This is a genomic window from Bacillus sp. FSL R12-0074, assembly GCF_038005725.1.
Taxonomy (GTDB): domain Bacteria; phylum Bacillota; class Bacilli; order Bacillales; family Bacillaceae_G; genus Bacillus_A; species Bacillus_A mycoides.
Genome location: NZ_JBBOTR010000001.1, coordinates 5,019,495 through 5,042,291 on the forward strand (window position 1 = coordinate 5,019,495; position 22,797 = coordinate 5,042,291).

Below are 22,797 nucleotides of genomic sequence, written 5' to 3' on the forward strand. Positions count from 1 at the left end.
TCCAATTCAATCAGAAAATAATGGCAAAAAGAAGGGGAGTATACATATGGATACCGTAACATTAGCAAGGGCATTTTTTGGTTCTTCATTAGCATTCCACATTATCTTTGCAACGCTTGGAGTCGGGCTTTCTTTAATGATTTTTATAAGTGAAATACTCTATCACTGGAAGAAAGATTCCGACTATGCCATTATGGCAAAAAGATGGACAAAGGCTTTTGCTATCCTTCTCGGTGTAGCAATTCCAACTGGAACAATTGTTGGTGTACAAATTTCACTTCTTTGGCCTGGTTTCGCCAAAATTGTTGGGCAAGTTATTTCCGTTCCGTTTCAAATTGAGATTTTCGCCTTCTTTTTAGAGGCTTTATTCATGTCTATTTACGTATATGCGGCTGATAAACTGCCTCCAGTTATGAGATTAATCTCGCTATTTTTCGTTATGATTGGCGCCACTGCATCTGCCGTGCTTATTACATCGGCAAACACATGGATGAATACACCTGCGGGCTTTTCAATGAATCCAGATGGCTCAGTTTTTAACGTTGATCCGTGGAAAGCTTTCTTTAATCCGAGCTTTGGCACAAGTGCATTCCACGTCGTTATTACGGCCTATACAACTGGAGCAGCTGTTATTGCTTCTATCGCTGGATTTAAATTATTAAAGAAAAATTTAAGTGCTCGTGAAATTGCTTACCATAAAAAAGGATTACTGTTAGGGCTTGTCGTTACATTTATCACAGGTGCTACGATGTGGCTTTCAGGACACGAATCTGCTATTGCCTTACATAAACATTCACCTGAAAAACTAGCATCTGCTGAAGCTTTGTTTGAAACGACATCACACGCGCCTTTATCGATTGGCGGGGTTGTGGACCCTAACACACTTGAACTAGACTATGCCCTTGAAATTCCGAACATGCTTAGCTTATTAGTGGGACTAGACCCTAACACCGTTGTAAAAGGTCTAAAGGAATTCCCGCAAGAAACATGGCCACCATTTTACACACATACACTGTTCAATTTAATGGTCGGCACCGCTGCCTTTACCTTTGCAGTTGCAGCTATTGCCCTCTTATATTGGTACTTTGTTTACCGAAAAAAAGGGGTAGAGTTACCGAAGTGGCTTCTTTGGGGAGCTGCCGCCTGTGGACCCGTTATGTTGCTCGGTATTGAATTCGGATGGATTTTTAGTTGTAGTGGTCGTCAGCCATGGACAATTTATGGCATGCAACGCACGGTAGATGCTTCTACCCGCGCTGATTTCGTCGGTCCTTTATTTTTTTTATTCATCATTTTATATATCGGACTCGGTATTTTAACAGTCTTTGTACTACGGACATTCTTTAAGAAACATCCGTTAAAGAATGATTTACATCACGAAGGAGGCGATTCTCGTGCATGAGGAAAGCATTGCAATCATCATCTTATGGGCTCTTATTTTCGTATATAGCATATTAGGATCTATTGATTTTGGAGCTGGTTTTTGGGGCATGGTATACGCTAAACACCCGACGCTTGCTGCCAAGCTTGCTAATCGGTACTTATCACCAACTTGGGAAGTAACAAATACGTTTCTTGTCTTTGTCGTCGTTGCTTTTCTCGGTTTCTTCCCAAAAGCGGCCTTTACCCTTGCAACCGTTATGTTTGTACCAGTTATGTTAATTTTAGTACTCGTTGCGATTCGTAGTACATTTATGGTATTTGCTTACTCCCTGCCAAAATACCAACACCTTCTTCGGATTATTTCAGGTATTACCGGGCTCTTAATCCCAGCTCTATTAATTACCGTTCTGCCAGTTACAGAAGGTGCCTATATTACGATGTCTGAAGGAAAAGAAGTACTCCTTTACGGAAAACTTCTTTCTAGTCCCGTTATTTATTGTTATATGCTCTTCGGACTAACTTCGGAACTATTTCTATCATCTCTCTTTCTTGCTGATTTTGCTAGGGAACAAGGTTCTGAAGATACGTACCGAATTTATAGAAGAAATGCCATCATACTTGGTCCTGCAACGCTCGTGACTGCTATTATCGCTCTCGTTGTAATGGACCCTGAAACACACTGGCTTATGCAAGGACTAATAAAGCAATTCCCATGGTTTACAGTCTCTATCATTTTATTTGTTATCGGATACTCTTCCCTTTGGTGGACAAATAAGAAATATGGCACACTAGGCTTTCCTCGCATTGCAGTTTTAGCTGTCGTCGCTCAATATGCATTTGCAAGCTACGCTTACGGCGTCGCCCATTTACCTTATATCATTTACCCGGACGTAACTGTATTTACAAGCTTTACGACGGTCGAAACATTCTATGCACTTCTTATTCTTTACGCAATCGGGATTGCAATTTTACTACCAGGATTTATTTTCTTCTGGAATTTATTCTTAAAAGATCGAACATTTTTAAAGGAAAAATAGTAAATTAGGGGCATTCACACATAGAATGCCCCTAATTTATTAGACTCCTCTCCTAATAGTTATTACACTACTCCTTATACTTGCCTTATTGCTCAAAATACACATATTCACTAGATTAAGGTAGATGCCTAGTTCTTCTTATTTTCTTTTGAATATAATGCTATATAAACTTGAGACAAGCTACATTTGTTCAAGGGAAAATAGAAAGGTAGGTTAAATATGAGCATTGAAATATGGATTACTATTATTGTATTTTTCTTAACGATGATTGTTATCTTTTGGCGCCCTCGTGGTATAAATGAGGCGTGGCCAGCAGCAATCGGCGCTGGTATTATCCTCATTACTGGAATTGTATCAAAGCCAGATGTCATGGACATTATAAGTAAAATTGGAGGCGCCTCCATAACGATATTAGCGACCATCGTTATGGCAGTTATATTAGAAAGCTTCGGCTTCTTCCATTGGGCTGCAGCAAAACTCGCAAATTTAGCGAAAGGTTCCGGACACCGCCTATACTGGTATATTCAATTACTATGCTTCCTTATGACTCTTTTATTTAATAATGACGGTAGTATTTTAATTACAACTCCAATTTTAATTCTTCTTCTGAGAAATCTTCAATTAAAGCCTCATCAACAAATCCCTTATTTATTAAGTGGCGCTTTAATCGCTACTGCATCTAGTGCACCAATCGGTGTAAGTAATATCGTAAACTTAATCGCATTAAATATCGTCCATATGACTCTTTATATGCATACTGCTATGATGTTTGTACCTGCAACATTAGGATTATTGTTTATGTCATGGCTCATGTATACAGTTTTAAAGAAAAAACTTCCGAAAAAACTACCTGTTTCTTCATATGATATTGAAGAAATTTTCTTCACGAAAAACTTCCATCCGTTAAAAGGAAAAAATTCTGTTGATACAAAACAAAAACGTACAAAATTCATGTTAAAAGTATTAGGTTTCGTCTTCCTTATGCGCTGTCTTCTATTCGTTGCATCCTTCTTATCGATTCCAATCGAAATTGTTGCCGTACTCGGTTCACTCGTTCTTCTCATCTGGAGATGGTACTACTTACGAACGAACCCTGTCGATATTTTGAAAAAGACACCGTGGCACATTTTAATTTTCGCTTTCTCTATGTATGTAATTATTTACGGGCTTCATAACGCAGGGTTAACAGCGGCACTTGTAAGTTGGCTTGAGCCAATTGTAAGTCAGCATCTACTCTATGCTAGCTTTGCAATGGGCGGACTCGTTTCCCTCCTCTCTAACGTCTTCAATAATCACCCTGCACTTATGATTGGTACAATCACATTAACAGAAATGGGACTAGACCCAGTTACATTAAAAACTATCTACCTCGCAAACATTATTGGAAGTGACATCGGTTCACTATTATTACCAATCGGTACGCTAGCTTCCCTCATTTGGATGTATATCCTGAAACAAAATAAAATTAAAGTAAAATGGAAAGATTATTTAAGCGTATCTCTCATCGTTATTCCTCTCACTACGGTCGTCACATTATTCCTCTTGTACTATTGGGTACACCTATTCTTCACCTTATAGACAACAGAAGCCCCTTTGCTACCGTCTTAGCAAAGGGGCTTCTTCTATATTTAAGTTAGGTACAGTGTGATCAATCAAGTAAAGAGGTGTAACGTGTTATTGATATAAATGACTACCAGTTTCTTTAAATTCTTCCGCTTTCTCTTTCATTCCTTTTTCAATTGCTTCTGTCGTTTCTAAATCATTTTCTTTCGCATATTCACGAATATCATGTGAAATTCTCATACTACAAAACTTCGGTCCACACATTGAACAGAAATGAGCTGTTTTCGCTCCTTCTGCTGGCAATGTTTCATCATGATATTCCATTGCGCGTTCAGGATCTAAAGATAAATTAAATTGATCGCGCCAGCGGAATTCGAAACGCGCTTTTGAAAGTGCATCATCACGCTGATGAGCCGTTTTATGCCCTTTCGCAAGATCAGCCGCATGCGCAGCGATTTTGTACGTAATAACTCCTTCGCGAACATCATCTTTATTCGGTAAACCTAAATGTTCTTTCGGAGTTACATAACAAAGCATCGCCGTTCCAAACCAGCCGATCATCGCAGCCCCAATCGCTGATGTAATATGGTCATAACCTGGTGCAATATCTGTCGTTAACGGCCCAAGTGTATAGAACGGCGCGCCCTGACAAATATCAAGCTCTTTCTCCATATTCTCTTTAATTAAGTGCATCGGTACATGCCCAGGTCCTTCAATCATAACTTGCACATCATGTTTCCAAGCGATTTTCGTCAATTCACCAAGTGTTTCAAGCTCAGAGAATTGTGCTTCGTCATTTGCATCTGCAATCGAACCTGGACGTAATCCATCTCCAAGAGAGAACGAAACATCGTACTGCTTCATAATTTCACAAATCTCTTCAAAATGAGTATATAAGAAGTTTTCTTTATGATGGAATAAACACCACTGCGCCATAATCGAACCACCACGCGAAACAATACCTGTCGTACGCTTTGCAGTAATTGGAATGTAGCGAAGTAATACACCAGCGTGAATCGTAAAGTAATCAACGCCTTGCTCCGCTTGCTCAATTAACGTATCACGATACACTTCCCACGTTAAATCCTCTGCAATTCCGTTTACTTTTTCAAGCGCTTGATAAATGGGAACAGTTCCAACTGGTACAGGAGCATTACGGATAATCCACTCACGTGTTGTATGAATATTTTTACCTGTAGATAAATCCATAATCGTATCTGCACCCCAGCGAGTCGCCCACGTCATCTTCTCTACTTCTTCTGCAATAGAAGAAGATACGGCAGAGTTTCCGATATTCGCATTTACCTTCACATGGAAATTACGTCCGATAATCATCGGTTCTGCTTCCGGATGGTTAATATTCGCTGGTAAAATCGCGCGACCTTCCGCGATTTCCTTACGAACAAATTCAGGCTCTACCCCTTCACGAATCGCAACATATTCCATCTCAGACGTAATAACGCCATTACGTGCATAATGCATTTGCGTAACGTTTGCACCTTGCTTTGCTCTAAGCGGCTGGCGATCCATTTGCGGGAAAACAGGTGTATATTTCGAAGCCACTTTCACGCCGTCATCCTCTGGTTTCACTTCACGTCCTTCATATGCTTCTACATCTCTGCGCTCAACAATCCAAGAATGACGTGGCGTTGGAATCCCCTTTTCCAGCTCCACTTTATACGCAGGATCCGTATAAGGACCACTCGTATCATACACACGGATTGGCGGATTTGGGACACCGTTCGTTTCGCTTTGTTCGATCTCGCGCATCGGTACTTTCATACCTTCGCGTGGTCCATTCACATATACTTTCTTACTTCCTGGTAAACTCGATTTCAATTCAATTTGCTCAGCTGAAACAGATTGTTTCATAACCTTTATTGCCCCCCTGTTCGTGACAAGGACGAGATATGGCCAGCGTATGCCAAAATAAAAAGAGCCAGGTCCATAAAAAAACAAGGACCTGGCTCATAAAGACATAATTATGTAAAGCCGTTAACTTCCCTACGCTGGTACGAGCCAGATCAGGTCCAAAGGGTTAAGAAGTTCACGCGCTTCTCTCTCAGCCTACGCATACGTTAGGCACCCCCAGTTTATCACTGATTTAATTTTCAATACTTTCCCATCATACACTATAATCTGAAAAATGCAAAGGTTATTTCTTTTGCTGTTTACGGAATCATCCAAGTTAAATAATAAGCCTGTACATACGTCATAATCCCAACAATAATTACGAAGAATAAACTATGCTTCAATGTAAATCGGAACAAATCTGACTCTTTCCCAGCAAGACCAACTGCCGCACAAGCGATCGCAATCGATTGCGGAGAAATCATTTTACCTGTTACACCGCCCGTTGTATTTGCTGCAACGAGAAGCACTTCAGATACACCGACTTGCTGCGCTGTAATTGCTTGTAAATTCGAAAACAATGCATTCGCAGACGTATCTGATCCTGTTAAGAATACACCGATCCAGCCTAGGAATGGTGAGAAGAACGGGAATAGTCCGCCAGTTCCTGCAAGTGCTAACGCTAATGTAGAAGATAGACCAGAATAGTTTGCGATAAATGCGAATCCTAATACGAATCCGATAGATAGAATTGGCATTTTTAGTTCGTTTAACGTTTCTTTAAATGTTGCTACTGCATCTTTTGCACTCATTTTCAAAATAAAGATAGAAATGATACAAGCAATTAAAATTGCTGTTCCAGTCGCTGATAAAATATCTAATTTCAAGATTGCTTCATAAGGTGTTGGTTTATTTACAATTGGCTCTGCTTTCATTACTAAATTGTGCAAGCCTGGAACTTCAAATTTAAATACGAGACTTTCTAAAGCGCCACCCGGAGCGAATAATGCTTTAAAGAAACTCTGGCTCCAGATGACTACCATCACAGTCAAAATAATGAACGGAGACCATGCTTTTACTACTTTTCCTGCTGTTAGTTTCGGCATAGATGTCACCGTCGTCGCCGCAGCTACTTCACTATTCGCTTCTTTAGATTGATAAATTTCTTTCGGCTGCCAAACTTTTAAGAATAGAGATAAACTCACTAAACTTACAAGTGCTGACGTAATATCAGGAAGTTCTGGTCCTAAAAATGTCGCTGTAATAAACTGTGTAATTGCAAATGAACTACCCGCTACAAATAGAGCAGGCCATGTTTGTCTTACCCCTTTAAATCCATCCATTAAAAATACGATAAAGAACGGAACAAATAATGATAAGAACGGTAATTGATGTCCAGCCATTTGCCCGATTTTATGCGGATCAATACCAGTTACTTGTCCAGCTACTGTAATTGGAATCCCCATTGCTCCGAATGCTACTGGTGCAGTATTTGCGATTAAACAAAGACCAGCCGCATATAAAGGATTTAAGCCAAGGCCTGCAAGAAGCGCTGCCGTAATCGCTACTGGTGCACCAAATCCTGCTGCTCCTTCTAAAAATGCTCCAAATGAAAAACCGATTAAAATAACAAGTAAACGATGGTCATTCGTAATTGATAATACAGATGCACGAATAACATCAAATTGACCTGTTTTCACAGAAATTTTATATAAAAATACTGACATAATAATAATCCATGCAATTGGCCATAATCCGTATAAGAAACCGTATCCCGTCGCTGCCATTGCCATTGTGAATGGCATTTTATATGCAAATAGCGCCACCAAAATTGTAAGTACAACTGTAATAAATCCTGCCACATACCCCTTCATGCGGAAAACTGCTAAAGCTAAGAAAAAAAAGATAATCGGAATAAGTGCGACCGCTGCAGAAATCCAAATGTTCCCGAACGGATCATAAACTTGTGTCCATGTGTTCATTGTTCTCTCCCCCTCAATAATCCCCTTTTAAATAAACATAATCCCATCAATAGACTATCAGGTCATCATACCTTTAAGCCTAAAATAAAAAAACGTTCAGGAAAACGTTTTCATTAATTTTATCACAACAATTTTCATTTAAAAAGATTTTTTTGAAAATTTTATTATTTAAAATAGAAATCTTACAAAAGAGTCACATTCTTGTAATGTTAATCGATAGGAAGCTCGCCAAATTTACTGCATACTAAAGGTATAAACAACGGACATTACTTATGAGGTGATATATATGAACGGAAACAAAATATTAGCAGCTTTATCATACTTTAGCGTACTATTCGCGCCTATCTTATTCCCTATTATCGTGTGGATTGTAGGCGATTCTGAAACAAAACCACATGCAAAACGTGCTCTATGGACACATATCATTCCAAGCATCGCTTCATTTATTGGATTAGTTATTTTAGGAATTATGGGCATCGGATCTGATCAACCAGATGTAACACTTGGAATCGGAGCAATGATTGTTCTATGTATTTGCGGAATCATTAGCTTATACTACTTCATTTGGAATATCGTAAAAGGTATTAAATTACTGAAAGCTTAACTATAAAATGCGACAAGCATAACCTACCTATTAATAAGAAAAAAACCGTCCCAAAATACCTTTTGGGACGGTTTCTTTATCTTCTGCGTTTCTTCTTTTTTCGCATCATTTTCTTTCGGCGTGTATTCACTTTATCCGCTATAATGTGGAGCGTACTCGCCACTACAATTCCCATTATGAACGTTACAATTTCAACCTCATGTTTCTTCGCAATTTCTATTAAATTTCCATCGAGTGCGATTACATTTAATAGGAATAAAAACGGAGAAAATACGATTAACATGTATGCGATACGAATAATATCACCAATTATAATCGTATGTGTGAAGAAGGAACGATGGGGCATTACGCTCCTATATGGATACCAAAAAATGCGGAGGAATCCCCATTTATTATACGCATTACTGTACGTATCTAAATCCGGTGTTAAAAATGAAGTACCTACTAAAAATCCAATTGCAAAAGTTAATAAAAAATCAAAATTTGTTAATCCATACGAAAAGAGCATAAACAAAACAACCGGAAGGGATATTAAGTTTATTTTCGTATGCGTTCTTCCTGATGGCATAATGCACTTCCTCGCTTACGTTCGCCCTGTCACTCTATGACAGTTCTCACCTATTGATCTAATTTCTGATCGATAAATGATGTGTCTATATCCGAACCAAACCATTCTGCCAACTTCACTCGTGCCTTATCTTTCACATCTTCATTAACGTATAACGACGCTTGTAATAATGCAGCCGTTAACGCCCCTAAATCATCCGTATAACCAACTCCAGCAATGAAATCTGGAATGGCATCGATCGGTGCAATGAAATAAGCAAGTGCTCCAATTACAATAATTTTCACTCGTTTTGGAACATCAGGTCTTTGCAAAACGTAAAACAACAATAAACTCGCATAAATTACCGATTGCCCTGCCTGCTTCGCAACATGTTTTATTTTTTTCCAAAACGCTTCAACTGAAAATTTTTGTTTCATTCAAAAGCCTCCCTATTTTTCAAAAAAAATAAGCTACAATATGTTATCAGTAAAAGTTCATCAAAATTACACATAATCTATCAATGAAATTTAATTGTAACAAACACAACCAAAAAGAACAAGTGTTCGTTAATTTTTCTACATTTCCCTTCATATAATTGTTTTCTAGATACCGATTTTAAAGTTTCTATTCCATATTTCTCAACCAAAAAACTTTCAATTCCACTTAACATTCTTTTCTATTTTTGTTATATTTTCTAGTTGACGGGCATATAAACGAATGTTAAAGTTTTCTCTGGTAGTGACAAATCACATACAAAAAATGTAAAATGTTATAGTGTTTCTCAGAAATGAATTTTGTTGTATAATACAGAAATGACGTTATGCTTATGAGCAGCAAAAGAAACCAAAAAAGGGTATGCATAGTTAAAGTCGTATATGGGTGAATATAGAAGCTCTAATTATGGCAAAAGAAACTATGTATTTTTTATTTTAACATTTTTCGCTCCAAAATCGACCAAGCCTGATAGAGAAAGGGTGGAAATGAATGAAAGAAACCTTGAAATCACAATTTCAAAATGTGCGTTTCACTTTATTCGTAGCTTTGGCCATATGGCTAAAAACCTATATCATTACACGCACTAGCTTTGATTTAAAACTTGAATCTTTCATGCAAGAATTCATTTTATTCATTAGTCCATTAGCAGCATCATTACTGTTTGTGGGACTTGCATTATTTGCAAAAGGAAAAAAACGTAACTATATAGCACTAGGAATTAACTTTATCTTAACGTTCATTCTTGTTGGTAACGTAATGTTCTACGGATTCTACAATGACTTCGTTACTTTACCAGTACTAGGACAAACGTCTAATTTCGGAAGTTTAGGTTCTAGTGTGAAAGAATTATTTAACTACAAAATCATCCTTGCATTTGCAGATATTATCGTATTCTTCGTTCTATTGAAGAAGAAGAAAAATTTTGCACCGACAGAGCGTGTAGCACGTCCGATGCGTTCCCTATACTTCGTGTCAACAATTGCTATTTTCTTCGTAAACCTAGGATTTGCAGAAGCTGAGCGTCCAGAACTATTAACACGTTCATTCGACCGCGTTATGCTTGTTAAAAACTTAGGATTATATGTACACCAAGCATACGATCTTGGCTTACAAGCAAAATCAAGTTCGCAAAAAGCATTTGCCGACGGTAGTAAGTTACAAGAAACAGAAAACTATGTAAAAACAACACAAAGTAAACCAGATCCAAATATGTTCGGTACTGCAAAAGGGAAAAACGTAATTGTTGTCTCTCTTGAGTCATTACAAACATTCTTAATTGGTGCAACAGTTAACGGACAAGAAGTTACACCATTCTTAAACCAATTTACGAAAGAAAGTTATTACTTTGATAACTTCTTCCATCAAACTGGGCAAGGAAAAACATCTGATGCTGAATTCTTAGTAGATACTTCAATGTATCCACTAGACCGTGGTGCTGTATTCTTCACACACGGTAACAACGAATACACAGCAACTCCAGAAATTTTACGTCAGCAAGGGTACCACACATCGGTATTCCACGCAAACAACGCAACATTCTGGAACCGTAATATTATGTATCCGGCACTTGGTTATGATCGTTACTACAACGAACTTGACTACAAAATTACGCCAGAAACAAAACTAAACTGGGGACTAAAAGATATCGAATACTTTGATCAGTCTGTCGATATGTTAAAAGAAGTGAAGCAACCGTTCTATACTCGCTTCCTTACTTTAACAAACCATTACCCATTCACTTATGATGACAGTACGAAATTAATCGATGAATACAATTCTGGTGATGGCGTATTTGACCGTTACATGGTAACTGCTCGCTATTTAGACGAAGCAATGAAACACTTTATTGAGCGTCTAAAAGCTGAAGGCATCTACGACAACTCTGTGATCGTATTCTACGGTGATCACTATGGTATTTCTGAAAACCATAACCGTGCAATGGCACAGTTCTTAGGAAAAGAAGAAATCACTACATTTGACCATATGAACTTACAAAAAACACCGATGTTTATTCACGTTCCAGGTCAAAAAGAAGGTAAAACAATTTCAAAACCAACTGGTGAAATTGACATTAAACCAACAATTCTAAACTTACTTGGTGTAGATTCTACGAATCAAATTCAATTCGGTCATGATGTATTCTCACCTGATAATAAAGGATTCGTTGTTCTTCGTGACGGTAGCTTCGTTACAGATAAGTACATGTACACGAACAGTACATTCTACGACCGTAACACTGGCGAAGTTGTACAATTACCGAAAGAAGAATCTCAACCACTTATTGATCGTGCCCAAAATGAATTGAACATGTCTGACAAAATCATTGAAGGTGACTTACTTCGCTTCTCTGAAAGTAACAAGATCAAAACTGGTGAAGTAAAGACAGCTATTAAAGAAGAAAAGAAGAGCGCTGAGTAATCTCAGCCTCTTTTTTTATTTTCTACTATCCTTCCTCTCCTATTCATTAACTTTAAAATTACATAACCTTCACCGAATATTTACACTACATTAATGAAGTATCTTTATAATAAAATATGTAAACGAGGTTTCACATATTTCTTATCTCTCATCTGTGATAAGATCCCTTAGAGAAATATGTGCACCATTTGTTTTCAACTTTCTTATAATTGTCTTACTAAAACTTTTAATAAGACGATGTCCCTACGAAAGATAGCTACCCTCCTTGTGCAGCATTCAATACGAATGTTGCTTTTTTTATTTCAAAAAGCAGGATTCTTATTTCTCATTTTCGAATTTGTATATACAAAATGCTATAAATCACCACTACTTCTCTATAATTTTCAAATACATATACGTCATATGAAGAGAATTGCTCACATAAAAATAACTAGAGTGCTTTTTATTCATGTACTAACGAAAGGATGGGACGAAAATTGGCATACGAAAAATTTGTACTATGGAATGATGCAGTTATTGATACAACAAAACATAGCGCGTACATAGAACTTGAAGAAAGAGGCTTGCAGTTTGGAGATGGTGTCTATGAGGTTATTCGCCTATATAAAGGGAACTTTCACTTATTAGATCCGCATATCACAAGGTTATATCGCTCCATGGAAGAAATAGAATTATCACTTCCTTTCTCAAAAGCAGAGCTTATTATCCTACTTTACAAACTAATTGAAAGTAATAATTTCCACGAAGATGGTACTATTTATTTGCAAGTAGCTCGTGGTGTACAAGCTCGTACCCATGCATTCTCATATGACGTCCCTCCGACAATCTATGCCTATATTACAAAGAAGGAAAGACCAGCTTTATGGATTGAATATGGTGTACGTGCTATATCAGAACCAGATACGCGCTGGCTACGCTGTGATATCAAATCTTTAAATTTATTACCCAATGTATTAGCTGCTACGAAAGCTGAACGCAAAGGTTGTAAAGAAGCTCTTTTCGTACGAAACGGTACTGTAACTGAGGGGAGCTGTTCTAATTTCTTTCTCATAAAAAATGGAACTCTTTACACACATCCAGCCAATCACCTTATTTTAAATGGCATTATTCGTCAATATATCCTTTCCTTAGCGAAAACCCTTCGTATTCCTGTACAAGAAGAACTGTTCAGCATTCGCGATGTTTATCAAGCAGATGAATGCTTCTTTACGGGAACGACTATTGAAATTTTACCGATGACCCACCTTGATGGAACTGCAATTCAAGATGGTCAAGTTGGCCCTATCACAAAAATGCTACAAAAATCCTTTTTTCAAAGCTTGTTACAATCCAACATGTCATCTTCTTAAACACGAATAATTTCAAATCTCTCTACATCCAACATATGTATTTAAATAAAAATCAAGGTGTAGATTTATACCTTGATTTTTTCTTGTAATCTTTTTGTCATATTCAGATTCCCGCATAAGTCTTGACAGTAATCGACATGCTCTTTAGAATTTTTAACAGTTGGTAAATATTTCTTCACTACATTACAGACAGAAAGGAATCGACAAATTATGAAAAAATACCTTGCCGGTCTTGCGGCAGTGTCTGTAGCAGGAGGAGCAGCACCTACACTTGATAGCGTTCAAGCTGCCCCTGAACAAAACACACAAAAAGCTGCTACACAAACTGTCCAAGCTTCCACATCAAACAGTTCATCTTATACGGTGAATGCTAGCGTGCTACATGTTCGTGCAGGATCAAGTACTTCTCACGACATCATCTCTCGCGTTTATAATGGTCAAACATTAAACGTAATTGGAGAAGAAAATGGTTGGTTCAAAATTAACCATAATGGGAAAACAGGTTATGTGAGTGGTGAATTTGTATCAAAAAATGGGAAAAAAACAAATAACAATGTAAGTACAGGTGGAAACAATAAAGTTACTGCTGATGTATTACGTGTACGTACCGCTCCTAACACTTCTAGTTCTGTTTCAGGACGTGTATATGAAGGACAAACATTAAACGTAATTGGTCAAGAAAATGGTTGGGTGAAAATCAACCATAATGGAAAAGTTGGCTATGTAAGTGGCGAATTCGTATCTAGTGTTTCTTCTAATGCAGGTTCTTCAAACAACAATACGAATAATACTGTAAAACCAGCAAGTGGAAACTATACAGTAAACGTATCTTCCCTTCGCGTTCGTACAGGTCCTAGCACTTCTCATACAACTATAGGTTCTGTGAAAAAAGGACAAGTAGTACAAGTTATAGGCGAAGTTCAAGATTGGTTCAAAATCAATTATGCAGGACAAACAGCTTACTTAAGCAAAGACTACGTAACAAAAGGCGGTTCTAACGAAAACACCACGCAAGGTAACAACCAGGAACAAAACAATAATGTAACTGTTCAAACTGGTGGCACTTACGTCGTTAACGCAACATCACTACGTGTTCGTACGGGCCCTGCTACTTACCATAGCGTAATTGGTGGCGTATTAAATGGTACGAAATTAAACGTAGTTGGATCTGAAGGTAGCTGGTTTAAAGTTAATTATCAGGGAAAAACAGGCTACGTTAGCAGCGAATTCGTAAAATTCGTTAAAGGTGGCACTACTACTCCTGAACAACCTGAGCAACCTAACCAAGGTGCAATTGGCGACTACTACATTAATGCTTCTGCACTAAATGTACGTAGCGGCGAAGGTACAAATTATAGAATCATAGGCGCACTTCCACAAGGACAGAAGGTTCAAGTAATCTCTGAAAACTCTGGATGGAGCAAAATTAACTACAATGGCCAAACTGGTTACATTGGAACACGTTTCCTATCTAAAACACCAGTTGGGGGCGCAGTAGATAATAAGCCTAATGAAAATCAAAATAATAATAATAATAACAATAACAATACAAGCAACAATAGCGGTGACAGTTCTTCTATACTTGCATACGCGAAATCTATGCAAGGCGTGCCATACGTTTGGGGCGGTTCTTCTGCTAATGGTGTTGACTGCAGTGGTTACATCTACCACGTATTTAAGAAATTTGGCCATAACATTAGCCGCCAAAGTGTTGCAGGATATTGGAGTAGCTTACCAAAAACTTCAAGTCCACAACCAGGCGACTTAATTTATTTCCAAAATACTTATAAAGCAGGTCCTTCTCACATGGGTATTTACCTTGGAGGTGGATCGTTTATCCAAGCTGGAGATAAAGGTGTAGCAATCGTTTCATTAAACAATTCTTATTGGAAAAGCCATTTCTTAGGGTATACAAAAGCACCTTAAATGATAGTTTCAGAGCCTTCTAGTTTACTAGAAGGCTCTTTTTTAAAGGGCTCAATATAGTAATCCCCTTTCATTCTCTCTACGCAAAAATTATGCGTTCATTTCCTTATTTCATACACTATATTCTATAAAAATCATCCAAAACGTTATCACAATGAATATATTTCCACAAAAAACATAACCTATTTCATGTCGATTCATTTTATATGTGTTTTTTCAAAGAATTTTCTTTTTATTTAAACTTTTCGTTAGACGTTTGACCTCCGATGTCCATTATGATAAGTTACTTAAGATGTTATATTCGCAAAAGTATAGACAACTGGTTTATACACTTTTTTACTATGAGGAAGGAGCATACACTGCATGAATGTTTTATGGGGAATTGGCGGCGTGATTGGAGTATTAGCAATCGCTTTCTTATTATCTTCCAACCGCAAAGCTATTAATTGGCGCACAATCTTAATCGCGCTAGCATTACAAATGTCATTTTCATTTATCGTATTACGATGGGATGCTGGAAAAGCAGTTTTAAAACACGCTGCTGACGGTGTTCAAGGATTAATTAATTTTTCTTACGAGGGAATTAGGTTCGTTGCTGGGGATTTAGTCAACGCAAAAGGACCTTGGGGATTTATCTTCGTGATTCAAGCACTACTTCCAATTGTATTTATTAGTTCATTAGTTGCAATCTTATATCATTTCGGTATTATGCAGAAATTTGTTAGTATTGTTGGTGGCGCATTAAGTAAACTTCTTGGAACCTCGAAAGCAGAAAGTTTAAACTCAGTAACAACTGTATTTTTAGGACAAACTGAGGCACCAATTTTAATTAAACCATACTTAGCACGTTTAACTAACAGTGAATTCTTCACTATTATGGTAAGTGGTATGACAGCTGTTGCCGGATCAGTTCTTGTCGGCTACGCAGCAATGGGAATTCCGTTAGAACACTTATTAGCAGCAGCAATTATGGCAGCTCCATCAAGTTTATTAATTGCAAAACTAATTATGCCAGAAACAGAAAAAGTAGATAATAACGTTGAACTTTCTACAGAACGTGAAGACGCAAACGTTATCGATGCAGCTGCACGTGGTGCATCTGAGGGTATGCAACTTGTTATTAACGTAGCAGCAATGTTAATGGCTTTCATCGCATTAATCGCTTTATTAAATGGCTTATTAGGATGGGTTGGTTCTTGGTTCGATATTAAACTTAGCCTTGATTTAATCTTCGGTTACTTACTATCACCATTTGCAATCTTAATCGGGGTTTCACCGGGTGAAGCTATACAAGCAGCAAGCTTTATCGGTCAAAAACTTGCAATCAACGAATTCGTTGCATACGCAAACTTAGGACCTCACATGGCAGAGTTCTCTGCAAAAACAAATCTGATTTTAACATTCGCAATCTGTGGTTTTGCAAACTTCTCTTCTATCGCAATTCAATTAGGTGTAACAGGAACATTAGCTCCTACTCGCCGTAAACAAATTGCACAATTAGGGATTAAAGCAGTTATTGCTGGTACACTAGCGAACTTCTTAAACGCAGCAGTTGCAGGTATGATGTTCCTATAAATTAATGTACAGTCTCCTCTTTTAAAGAGGAGACTTTTTTGTATACTATAAATATAATTTTCATATATACTAAACACCACATGTCTAGATATCTAGATGATATGTTACGATAATTAGTATGTCTGTTTATTTTTTCTTGCACAAGAGGGATACTATTTGATGTCGCACGCTTTAAAAAAAATTCCAGCTACACGGTCCATTTATTAATAATTGTGCATACTACAAATATCCTGCATGAATTATCTTTAAGGAGGAAAGTTTCGTGAAAGATAAATCCTATAAAGTCCTTTCTATGTGGATTTTACAAATTTTATTTTATTTTACTACTGTACATGTGACGAAATATGAGCACGCGCTCATTTTTACAATTATATATGTCATCATAAATGTACTATTCCTATTTTTAGCTGATAAAACAGCATTTATTTTCTTTATACTGGGAGCCATCATTTCAGTATTCTATTTATTTTATGAAGCGTGGCTTCACTTATGGAGTACATCAGAACAATGGGAATATATCATTACCCACTTCCTAATGGCAGCTAACTTCTTCATTGTTTATATTTCAACCCACCTATTAAAAAAGGTCATCCTTAAAAATAAAGAGTTAACTGAACGAGTGAGAGTGTTGGAGCAATACATCGGAGAATCAAAACTATTAACAAGGCAAGAATTCGAAAGACGACAAGCATTATTAAGGACTGCGATGGATCGTCGTAATGAAACAGGCATGATTATTTTCTTTGATTTCACTTCCTTTAGTAAATATACGAAGGAAAGTGTCATGGATCGTGTAGCTTCATTATTAGTTGATACAGTAAGAACTGACTTTGACCTTGCTGCTGAATATGAAAGCAATACATTGGTCATTTTATTACAAAACACAAATGAAGCTGGTGCTGATATTGTAATGAACCGTCTACATCCAAAAATGGAGCAATGGCTTGCCGCTGAAGCAATTCAAGATATTAAAATAAAACGAGAACAAATCAACACAAAAGGACAGACATTATTATGATGACACTCGTTATACTCCTTTTATTCCTTCTGTTCTGCGTACTCGTATTTTGGATTAGCATCACATTTTCAATCAAATATGTACTTATTTTTACTGCCTTTCTATTCTCAGGCCTACTCGTTTACTACTCTCTCTTAACACTCGCGGGCTTAATTCATCGAAATAGTAAACGAAAAGATCGTACGCTAGAACATTATCCAAGTGTAGATATTTTAATACCTGCCCATAATGAGGGTGTCGTTATTAAAGATACATTAGAAGCGATGGCAAAGATTGAATACCCGGGCAAATTAAACGTTTATTTATTAAACGATAACTCTCAAGATGAAACACCTGAAATTGGCGATGATTTCGACAAAGCTTATGCTCATATTCATCACATTCGTGTACCACCTGGCGAACCGAAAGGAAAATCGCGTGTATTAAACTACGGTCTTAGCATTTCAGATGGTGAATACTTCTGTGTTTACGATGCAGATAATCAACCTGAACCACATGCACTGCGAATGCTCGTAGAACATGCTGAAACCATCCAGGATGCCGTTGGAGCAGTTGGACACGTTCGTACAGTAAATGAAAAGAGAAATTGGCTTACACGAATGATTTCATTAGAATTTCAGATTTTCCAGCTCCTTATGCAATCTGGACGCTGGCTATTATTCCAAACAGGCTCACTGACCGGAACAAACATGCTTCTTCGTCGTTCCGCATTAGAAGAACTTGGCGGCTATGATCCTTATGCAATTGCAGAGGATGCCGAATTAACATTGAGAATTACCCAAAAAGGATATCTCTTACCAATCGTCCCGGAATCGATTACATGGGAACAAGAACCTGAACATTTAAAAATTCTTATTAAACAGCGTACACGTTGGCTTCAAGGAAACTTATATATTTTAGAAAAAATGTTTTCTTCGCTAAGCTTCTTTAAAGGAAAGCTACTCGTCCATTCCTTACAGCAAGTTTTAGTATATGTCGTATTTTGGCTATTCTTAATCATTTCAAACGTTTGGTTTGTAATTGGACTGCTCGGGATATTCCAAATTCAATACAGCATTCCATTACTATTTATGTGGTATGTCGCATATATTACATATGTTTCTCAATTATTTAGTGCCCAGAGCGTCGAACGAACCTTTACACCAACCAACATTTTCATAAGCGTCATTATGTACTTTACGTACGCACAGCTCTTTACGTATTTGTTTATTCGCAGTCTCATTCTTTACTTACGTGCAAAGAGCAAGAAACAAGTAATTGGCTGGGATAAAACAGTACGATTTAAAAAGGAAAAATAAAGTGAAACTTTAATCAGTGGGGTTATTCATTTCCCACTGATTATTAGCCCTCATCAATCGGGCTTTTACGGAATAAAAAATAAGCACAGAGCGCCGTAAGCTCTGTGCTTATTTTTTACCGTAATACTATATATCAGACAATACCCCTTAGCTGAAAGTAATTTCACGTCCATCCCCCAACGAACGATCGACCTTCATTTATATACGAAAAAGTGATTGCTATTTTTGTAGAACCAGTTGCTTTTCTTGCTGCTCTTTGCGCGTTTCAGTCTTAGGTTCCGTGCTTTCTTGGACATTGCGATGTGCCACACGTTTCAAACAAATATGCTTCCACTTTCTTTCGTAACGTTTCATTATTCTAGATGTCCCCCTTGAATGCGATTTAAAAATATTTGAAATCGCTTACAGGAAATAATATAGCACATATACATAAAAGTGACAACACATTTCCGACATATTTTTGTCAAAAATATGAATATAACGTGTAAAATATCAGATATTGTCGAACTATATCGATTTTTCTTTTTAAATTACCGATATCTATAGTATTCCGTAACAAAGTAATGATTTTCCTACAATAGTATAGAACAGTGAAAAAGGACTGCCGACATTCGACAGTCCTAATACTATTTATATATACAGAATTTTTTTCTTCTATTATTAATGCTGTTTCATACGTCCTTCTTTTTGCAACTCTTTAAATAGTGCTGCAATCATAAAGAAAATAACAAATACAAATGGGAATGCCGCAATAATCGACGCAGTTTGCAGCGCCTCTAATCCACCAACATACAATAAGATCGAAGCTAATGCCGCTAGAACAATGCCCCAAACCATTTTAATGCGATTTGGTGGGTTTAAACTACCATGTGTCGTTAACATCGCTAGAACAAACGTAGCAGAGTCTGCCGATGTAATAAAGAATGTTGAAATAAGTAAAATGGCTAACACACATAAAGCCGGTCCCATACTACCCATTTGGTCTAACATCGCAAACAATCCTACTTCTGTGCCCATTTCTTTAATTTGTCCATATATATTTGCATCATCAAATAGCTCCATGTGAATACCTGTTCCTCCGAAAACAGAGAACCAAAGCGCACCAATTACTGTTGGTACGAGTAACACACCAACAACAAATTCACGAATTGTACGCCCGCGTGACACACGAGCAATAAACGTACCTACGAATGGTGACCATGCAATCCACCATGCCCAGTAGAAAATTGTCCATGACTGAATCCATTGATTTCCGCCTTCATTTAATGGACTTAAACGGAAACTCATACTTGGCAATTCTTGAATGTATGAACCGATTGTTGAAGTGAAATAATTCATAATAAAGTTTGTTGGACCTGCAAATAATACAATTATCATAAGTGCAAACGCTAAAATAATATTCGCATTACTTAAATATTTAATTCCTTTATCGAGTCCCGTTTGCGCAGATAGCATATAAAGAACAGTTACAATTCCGATGATTACTAGCTGTGTCGGTAATGAGTTTGGAATGGATGTTAAATAACTAACACCACCCGCAATTTGCTTTGCCCCAAGTCCTAATGATGTCGCCACACCAAATACTGTCGCAAATACAGCTAGAACATCAAACGTATGTGCAATACGGCCATGTTCACCGCCTTTAAATAGCGGACCCACTGTCGCACTAATTGTACTTGCTCTTCCTTTTCTAAATGTAAAATACGCAATACATAATGCTACAAGTGCATATAATCCCCACGGATGTAATCCCCAATGGAAAAATGAGAAACGAAGTGCAAGGCGTGCACTCTCTTCAGTCGCACTCTCTCCAAACGGAGGTGTGTATAAATGGTTCATCGGTTCTGCGACACCCCAGAAAACCAAACCGATTCCCATACCGGCACTAAATAACATAGCAAACCATGTCATATAACTATAATCAGGTTCATCATCCTCTTTACCTAAACGAATCGAACCGTACTTAGAAACAATTAAGAAAATAGCAATTCCTAAGAAAATAGAAACGGAAATAATATAGAACCATCCAAACTTACTAACTAACGCAGCTTGAATTACAGTCGTTACATTTCCTAAGCTACCTTTTCCAATAATAGATTCGGGAATAATCCCCCAAAGTGTAAATGCAATACATAATGTTAATGAGACAATAAATGTTTTCGTCAGTTTCCTCATCAAATCCCCCTTCGTATGTTTCATTTCTTGTAAAAATCATAAATTCCGATATGTTAAATCGGATAGAAAACCATAGTTTTTTGTGGTGATTTTCTTTCGGCTCTCTTAGTTTTGCCTTCACCAATTAGAGTTCTTATGGACAGCCTTACCTTCCGTACAACCTTTCCACTCTGCAAGAGCTACAAGATTGGAATACTACTGTCAAATTGTGTGAGAAAAATGCGGATGGGAAGAGATTTCCCCAAAAAGGATGTGTTACAGTTTTTAAAAAGGGCAGATTTATTCTTTACAACCCTTTCTTCTTGTAACAATTATGCGGTTTTTTGCTAGTATATAGCGCGTGTTTATAACTTCACAAACGAGATGTTTATGTTTATATAACTATATTACCCATAAAACGGTAAAATACTCAAGGAGTGTAACTGTATAGTAATCATCACGTAACACCCCTGTAATATTTTTATTTACACCGAAAAAAATATGTTGTATTAAATATTTTGAATATAACTAGAAACCTACTAATTATATGGAATGAAAAACGCTTTCCTCTCATTCTAGCTATATTACAAAGTGTTAACGACTTATTACGAATGGTTTGTAATTGTGTGTTTTCCCAAAACCCGAAAAAATCTGTTGCTATAATGAGGACACGAAAACAAACGCAATGGAGGCTATCATGAAAAAATTAATTGGAATAGCAACAGCAGCAGTTTTTGGTCTTGGGATTTTCACCGCATCTGCTAATGCAGAAACTGTTGTAACAACAGACGTACTAAACGTACGAGAAAACCCTACTACTGAATCAAAAGTTGTCGGTAAATTACAGAATGGTCATAAATTAGATGTTCTAAATACAGAAAACGGATGGTCACAAATCAAATTAGATGGTAAAGACGCATTCGTAAGTGCAGAGTTTACAAAGAACTCTTACTATGTAACAGCTAACGTATTAAATGTACGTGCTGAAGCGAACACAAACTCAGAAATTCTTGGAACGCTTAAGAAAGACGATATGATCGAAACAACGAACCAAGTACAAAATGAGTGGTTACAATTTGAATATAACGGGAAAACGGCTTATGTTCACGTTCCTTTCTTAACAGGTACAGCACCTGTTATCGAGAAACAAGAACAACCTGCTCCTGCTAAAACTGTAGCACCAGCTAAAGCTCAAGCACCTGCAGCACAAGCAAAACCAGCTGCTAAGCCTGCTGTGAAAGCTGCTGAAACTAGCGAACCTTCTAATGGTCGTGAGTTAACAGTTGTAGCTACAGCATATACAGCTCACCCAAGTGAAAACGGTGGCACATACGGCGGCCGTGTATTAACTGCAATGGGTCATGACTTAACAGCGAACCCAAACATGAAAATGATCGCTGTTGACCCGAAAGTAATCCCATTAGGATCTAAAGTATGGGTAGAAGGTTACGGAGAAGCTATCGCTGGAGATACTGGCGGCGCAATTAAAGGTAACCGTATCGACATCCTACTTGGATCAGATAGCGCTGCTCAAAAATGGGGACGCAAAACTGTTAAAGTGAAAATTTTAAAATAACCAATGACTGCTAAATTACAG

General features: G+C 37.4%; 17 protein-coding genes and 1 riboswitch. Of the genes, 11 read left to right on the forward strand and 6 right to left on the reverse strand.

Going from position 1 to position 22,797, the window contains the following annotated elements; genetic code table 11:
- Window positions 1-46: 46 nt before the first annotated feature.
- From cydA to NSS97_RS26270, 3 genes are all read left to right on the forward strand, one after another.
- Complete coding sequence (gene cydA / locus NSS97_RS26260) at window positions 47-1,402, forward strand: cytochrome ubiquinol oxidase subunit I (protein ID WP_044439413.1); 1,356 nt, start codon at window positions 47-49, stop codon at window positions 1,400-1,402.
- A complete protein-coding gene (locus tag NSS97_RS26265) occupies window positions 1,395-2,420 on the forward strand; it encodes a cytochrome d ubiquinol oxidase subunit II (RefSeq protein ID WP_002089640.1) in 1,026 nt (341 codons plus the stop codon). The genes cydA and NSS97_RS26265 overlap by 8 nt, the downstream gene beginning before the upstream one ends.
- 219 nt (window positions 2,421-2,639) lie before the next feature.
- On the forward strand, window positions 2,640-3,998 hold the full coding sequence (locus NSS97_RS26270) for an arsenic transporter (protein ID WP_044439414.1): 1,359 nt from the start codon (window positions 2,640-2,642) through the stop codon (window positions 3,996-3,998).
- Between the two features lie 96 nt (window positions 3,999-4,094).
- Here the strand turns inward: NSS97_RS26270 and thiC are convergent, their stop codons facing one another.
- Together thiC and lldP are read right to left on the reverse strand one after the other, a co-directional pair.
- Window positions 4,095-5,855, reverse strand: coding sequence for a phosphomethylpyrimidine synthase ThiC (gene thiC, locus NSS97_RS26275; RefSeq protein ID WP_044439415.1), 1,761 nt, complete (start codon window positions 5,853-5,855; stop codon window positions 4,095-4,097).
- Between the two features lie 112 nt (window positions 5,856-5,967).
- Window positions 5,968-6,083: riboswitch (TPP riboswitch) on the reverse strand.
- Between the two features lie 71 nt (window positions 6,084-6,154).
- On the reverse strand, window positions 6,155-7,816 hold the full coding sequence (gene lldP / locus NSS97_RS26280; RefSeq protein WP_044439416.1) for an L-lactate permease: 1,662 nt from the start codon (window positions 7,814-7,816) through the stop codon (window positions 6,155-6,157).
- 286 nt (window positions 7,817-8,102) lie between these two features.
- Here lldP and NSS97_RS26285 point away from each other — a divergent pair, with 286 nt between their 5' ends.
- On the forward strand, window positions 8,103-8,420 hold the full coding sequence (locus NSS97_RS26285) for a DUF4870 domain-containing protein (RefSeq protein WP_341114416.1): 318 nt from the start codon (window positions 8,103-8,105) through the stop codon (window positions 8,418-8,420).
- Window positions 8,421-8,496: 76 nt separating this feature from the next.
- On the opposite strand, the gene NSS97_RS26290 is transcribed toward NSS97_RS26285, so the two are convergent.
- Together NSS97_RS26290 and NSS97_RS26295 are read right to left on the reverse strand one after the other, a co-directional pair.
- Window positions 8,497-8,988 carry a metal-binding protein gene (locus NSS97_RS26290; protein WP_001139081.1) on the reverse strand — a complete coding sequence of 164 codons (492 nt, stop codon included), beginning with the start codon at window positions 8,986-8,988 and terminating at the stop codon, window positions 8,497-8,499.
- 50 nt (window positions 8,989-9,038) lie between these two features.
- The gene (locus tag NSS97_RS26295) at window positions 9,039-9,404 is read right to left on the reverse strand and encodes a YkvA family protein (RefSeq protein WP_000810366.1); all 366 of its coding nucleotides are present in this window, start codon (window positions 9,402-9,404) and stop codon (window positions 9,039-9,041) included.
- A gap of 547 nt (window positions 9,405-9,951) precedes the next feature.
- Here NSS97_RS26295 and NSS97_RS26300 point away from each other — a divergent pair.
- From NSS97_RS26300 to NSS97_RS26325, 6 genes are all read left to right on the forward strand, one after another.
- On the forward strand, window positions 9,952-11,880 hold the full coding sequence (locus NSS97_RS26300) for an LTA synthase family protein (RefSeq protein ID WP_044439417.1): 1,929 nt from the start codon (window positions 9,952-9,954) through the stop codon (window positions 11,878-11,880).
- Window positions 11,881-12,344: 464 nt separating this feature from the next.
- Window positions 12,345-13,229: a D-amino-acid transaminase gene (locus NSS97_RS26305; RefSeq protein ID WP_341114419.1), complete on the forward strand. Its 885-nt coding sequence runs from the start codon at window positions 12,345-12,347 to the stop codon at window positions 13,227-13,229.
- A gap of 210 nt (window positions 13,230-13,439) precedes the next feature.
- Window positions 13,440-15,155, forward strand: a complete 1,716-nt coding sequence (locus NSS97_RS26310; protein WP_341114421.1) for a C40 family peptidase — start codon at window positions 13,440-13,442, stop codon at window positions 15,153-15,155.
- A 363-nt stretch (window positions 15,156-15,518) separates the two neighbouring features.
- Complete coding sequence (locus NSS97_RS26315) at window positions 15,519-16,730, forward strand: NupC/NupG family nucleoside CNT transporter (RefSeq protein WP_001101995.1); 1,212 nt, start codon at window positions 15,519-15,521, stop codon at window positions 16,728-16,730.
- 262 nt (window positions 16,731-16,992) lie between these two features.
- Window positions 16,993-17,748: a diguanylate cyclase gene (locus tag NSS97_RS26320; protein WP_002184642.1), complete on the forward strand. Its 756-nt coding sequence runs from the start codon at window positions 16,993-16,995 to the stop codon at window positions 17,746-17,748.
- Window positions 17,745-19,046, forward strand: a complete 1,302-nt coding sequence (locus NSS97_RS26325; protein ID WP_000988776.1) for a glycosyltransferase family 2 protein — start codon at window positions 17,745-17,747, stop codon at window positions 19,044-19,046. Before NSS97_RS26320 ends, NSS97_RS26325 begins: the two co-directional genes overlap by 4 nt.
- 219 nt (window positions 19,047-19,265) lie before the next feature.
- Here the strand turns inward: NSS97_RS26325 and NSS97_RS26330 are convergent, their stop codons facing one another.
- Together NSS97_RS26330 and opuD are read right to left on the reverse strand one after the other, a co-directional pair.
- A complete protein-coding gene (locus tag NSS97_RS26330; protein WP_000833065.1) occupies window positions 19,266-19,400 on the reverse strand; it encodes a hypothetical protein in 135 nt (44 codons plus the stop codon).
- Between the two features lie 306 nt (window positions 19,401-19,706).
- The gene (gene opuD, locus NSS97_RS26335) at window positions 19,707-21,221 is read right to left on the reverse strand and encodes a glycine betaine transporter OpuD (protein WP_002184641.1); all 1,515 of its coding nucleotides are present in this window, start codon (window positions 21,219-21,221) and stop codon (window positions 19,707-19,709) included.
- A 676-nt stretch (window positions 21,222-21,897) separates the two neighbouring features.
- Between opuD and NSS97_RS26340 the strand changes: the two genes are divergently transcribed.
- Window positions 21,898-22,776 carry a cell wall-binding protein EntA gene (locus NSS97_RS26340; protein ID WP_002184640.1) on the forward strand — a complete coding sequence of 293 codons (879 nt, stop codon included), beginning with the start codon at window positions 21,898-21,900 and terminating at the stop codon, window positions 22,774-22,776.
- Window positions 22,777-22,797: the final 21 nt, after the last annotated feature.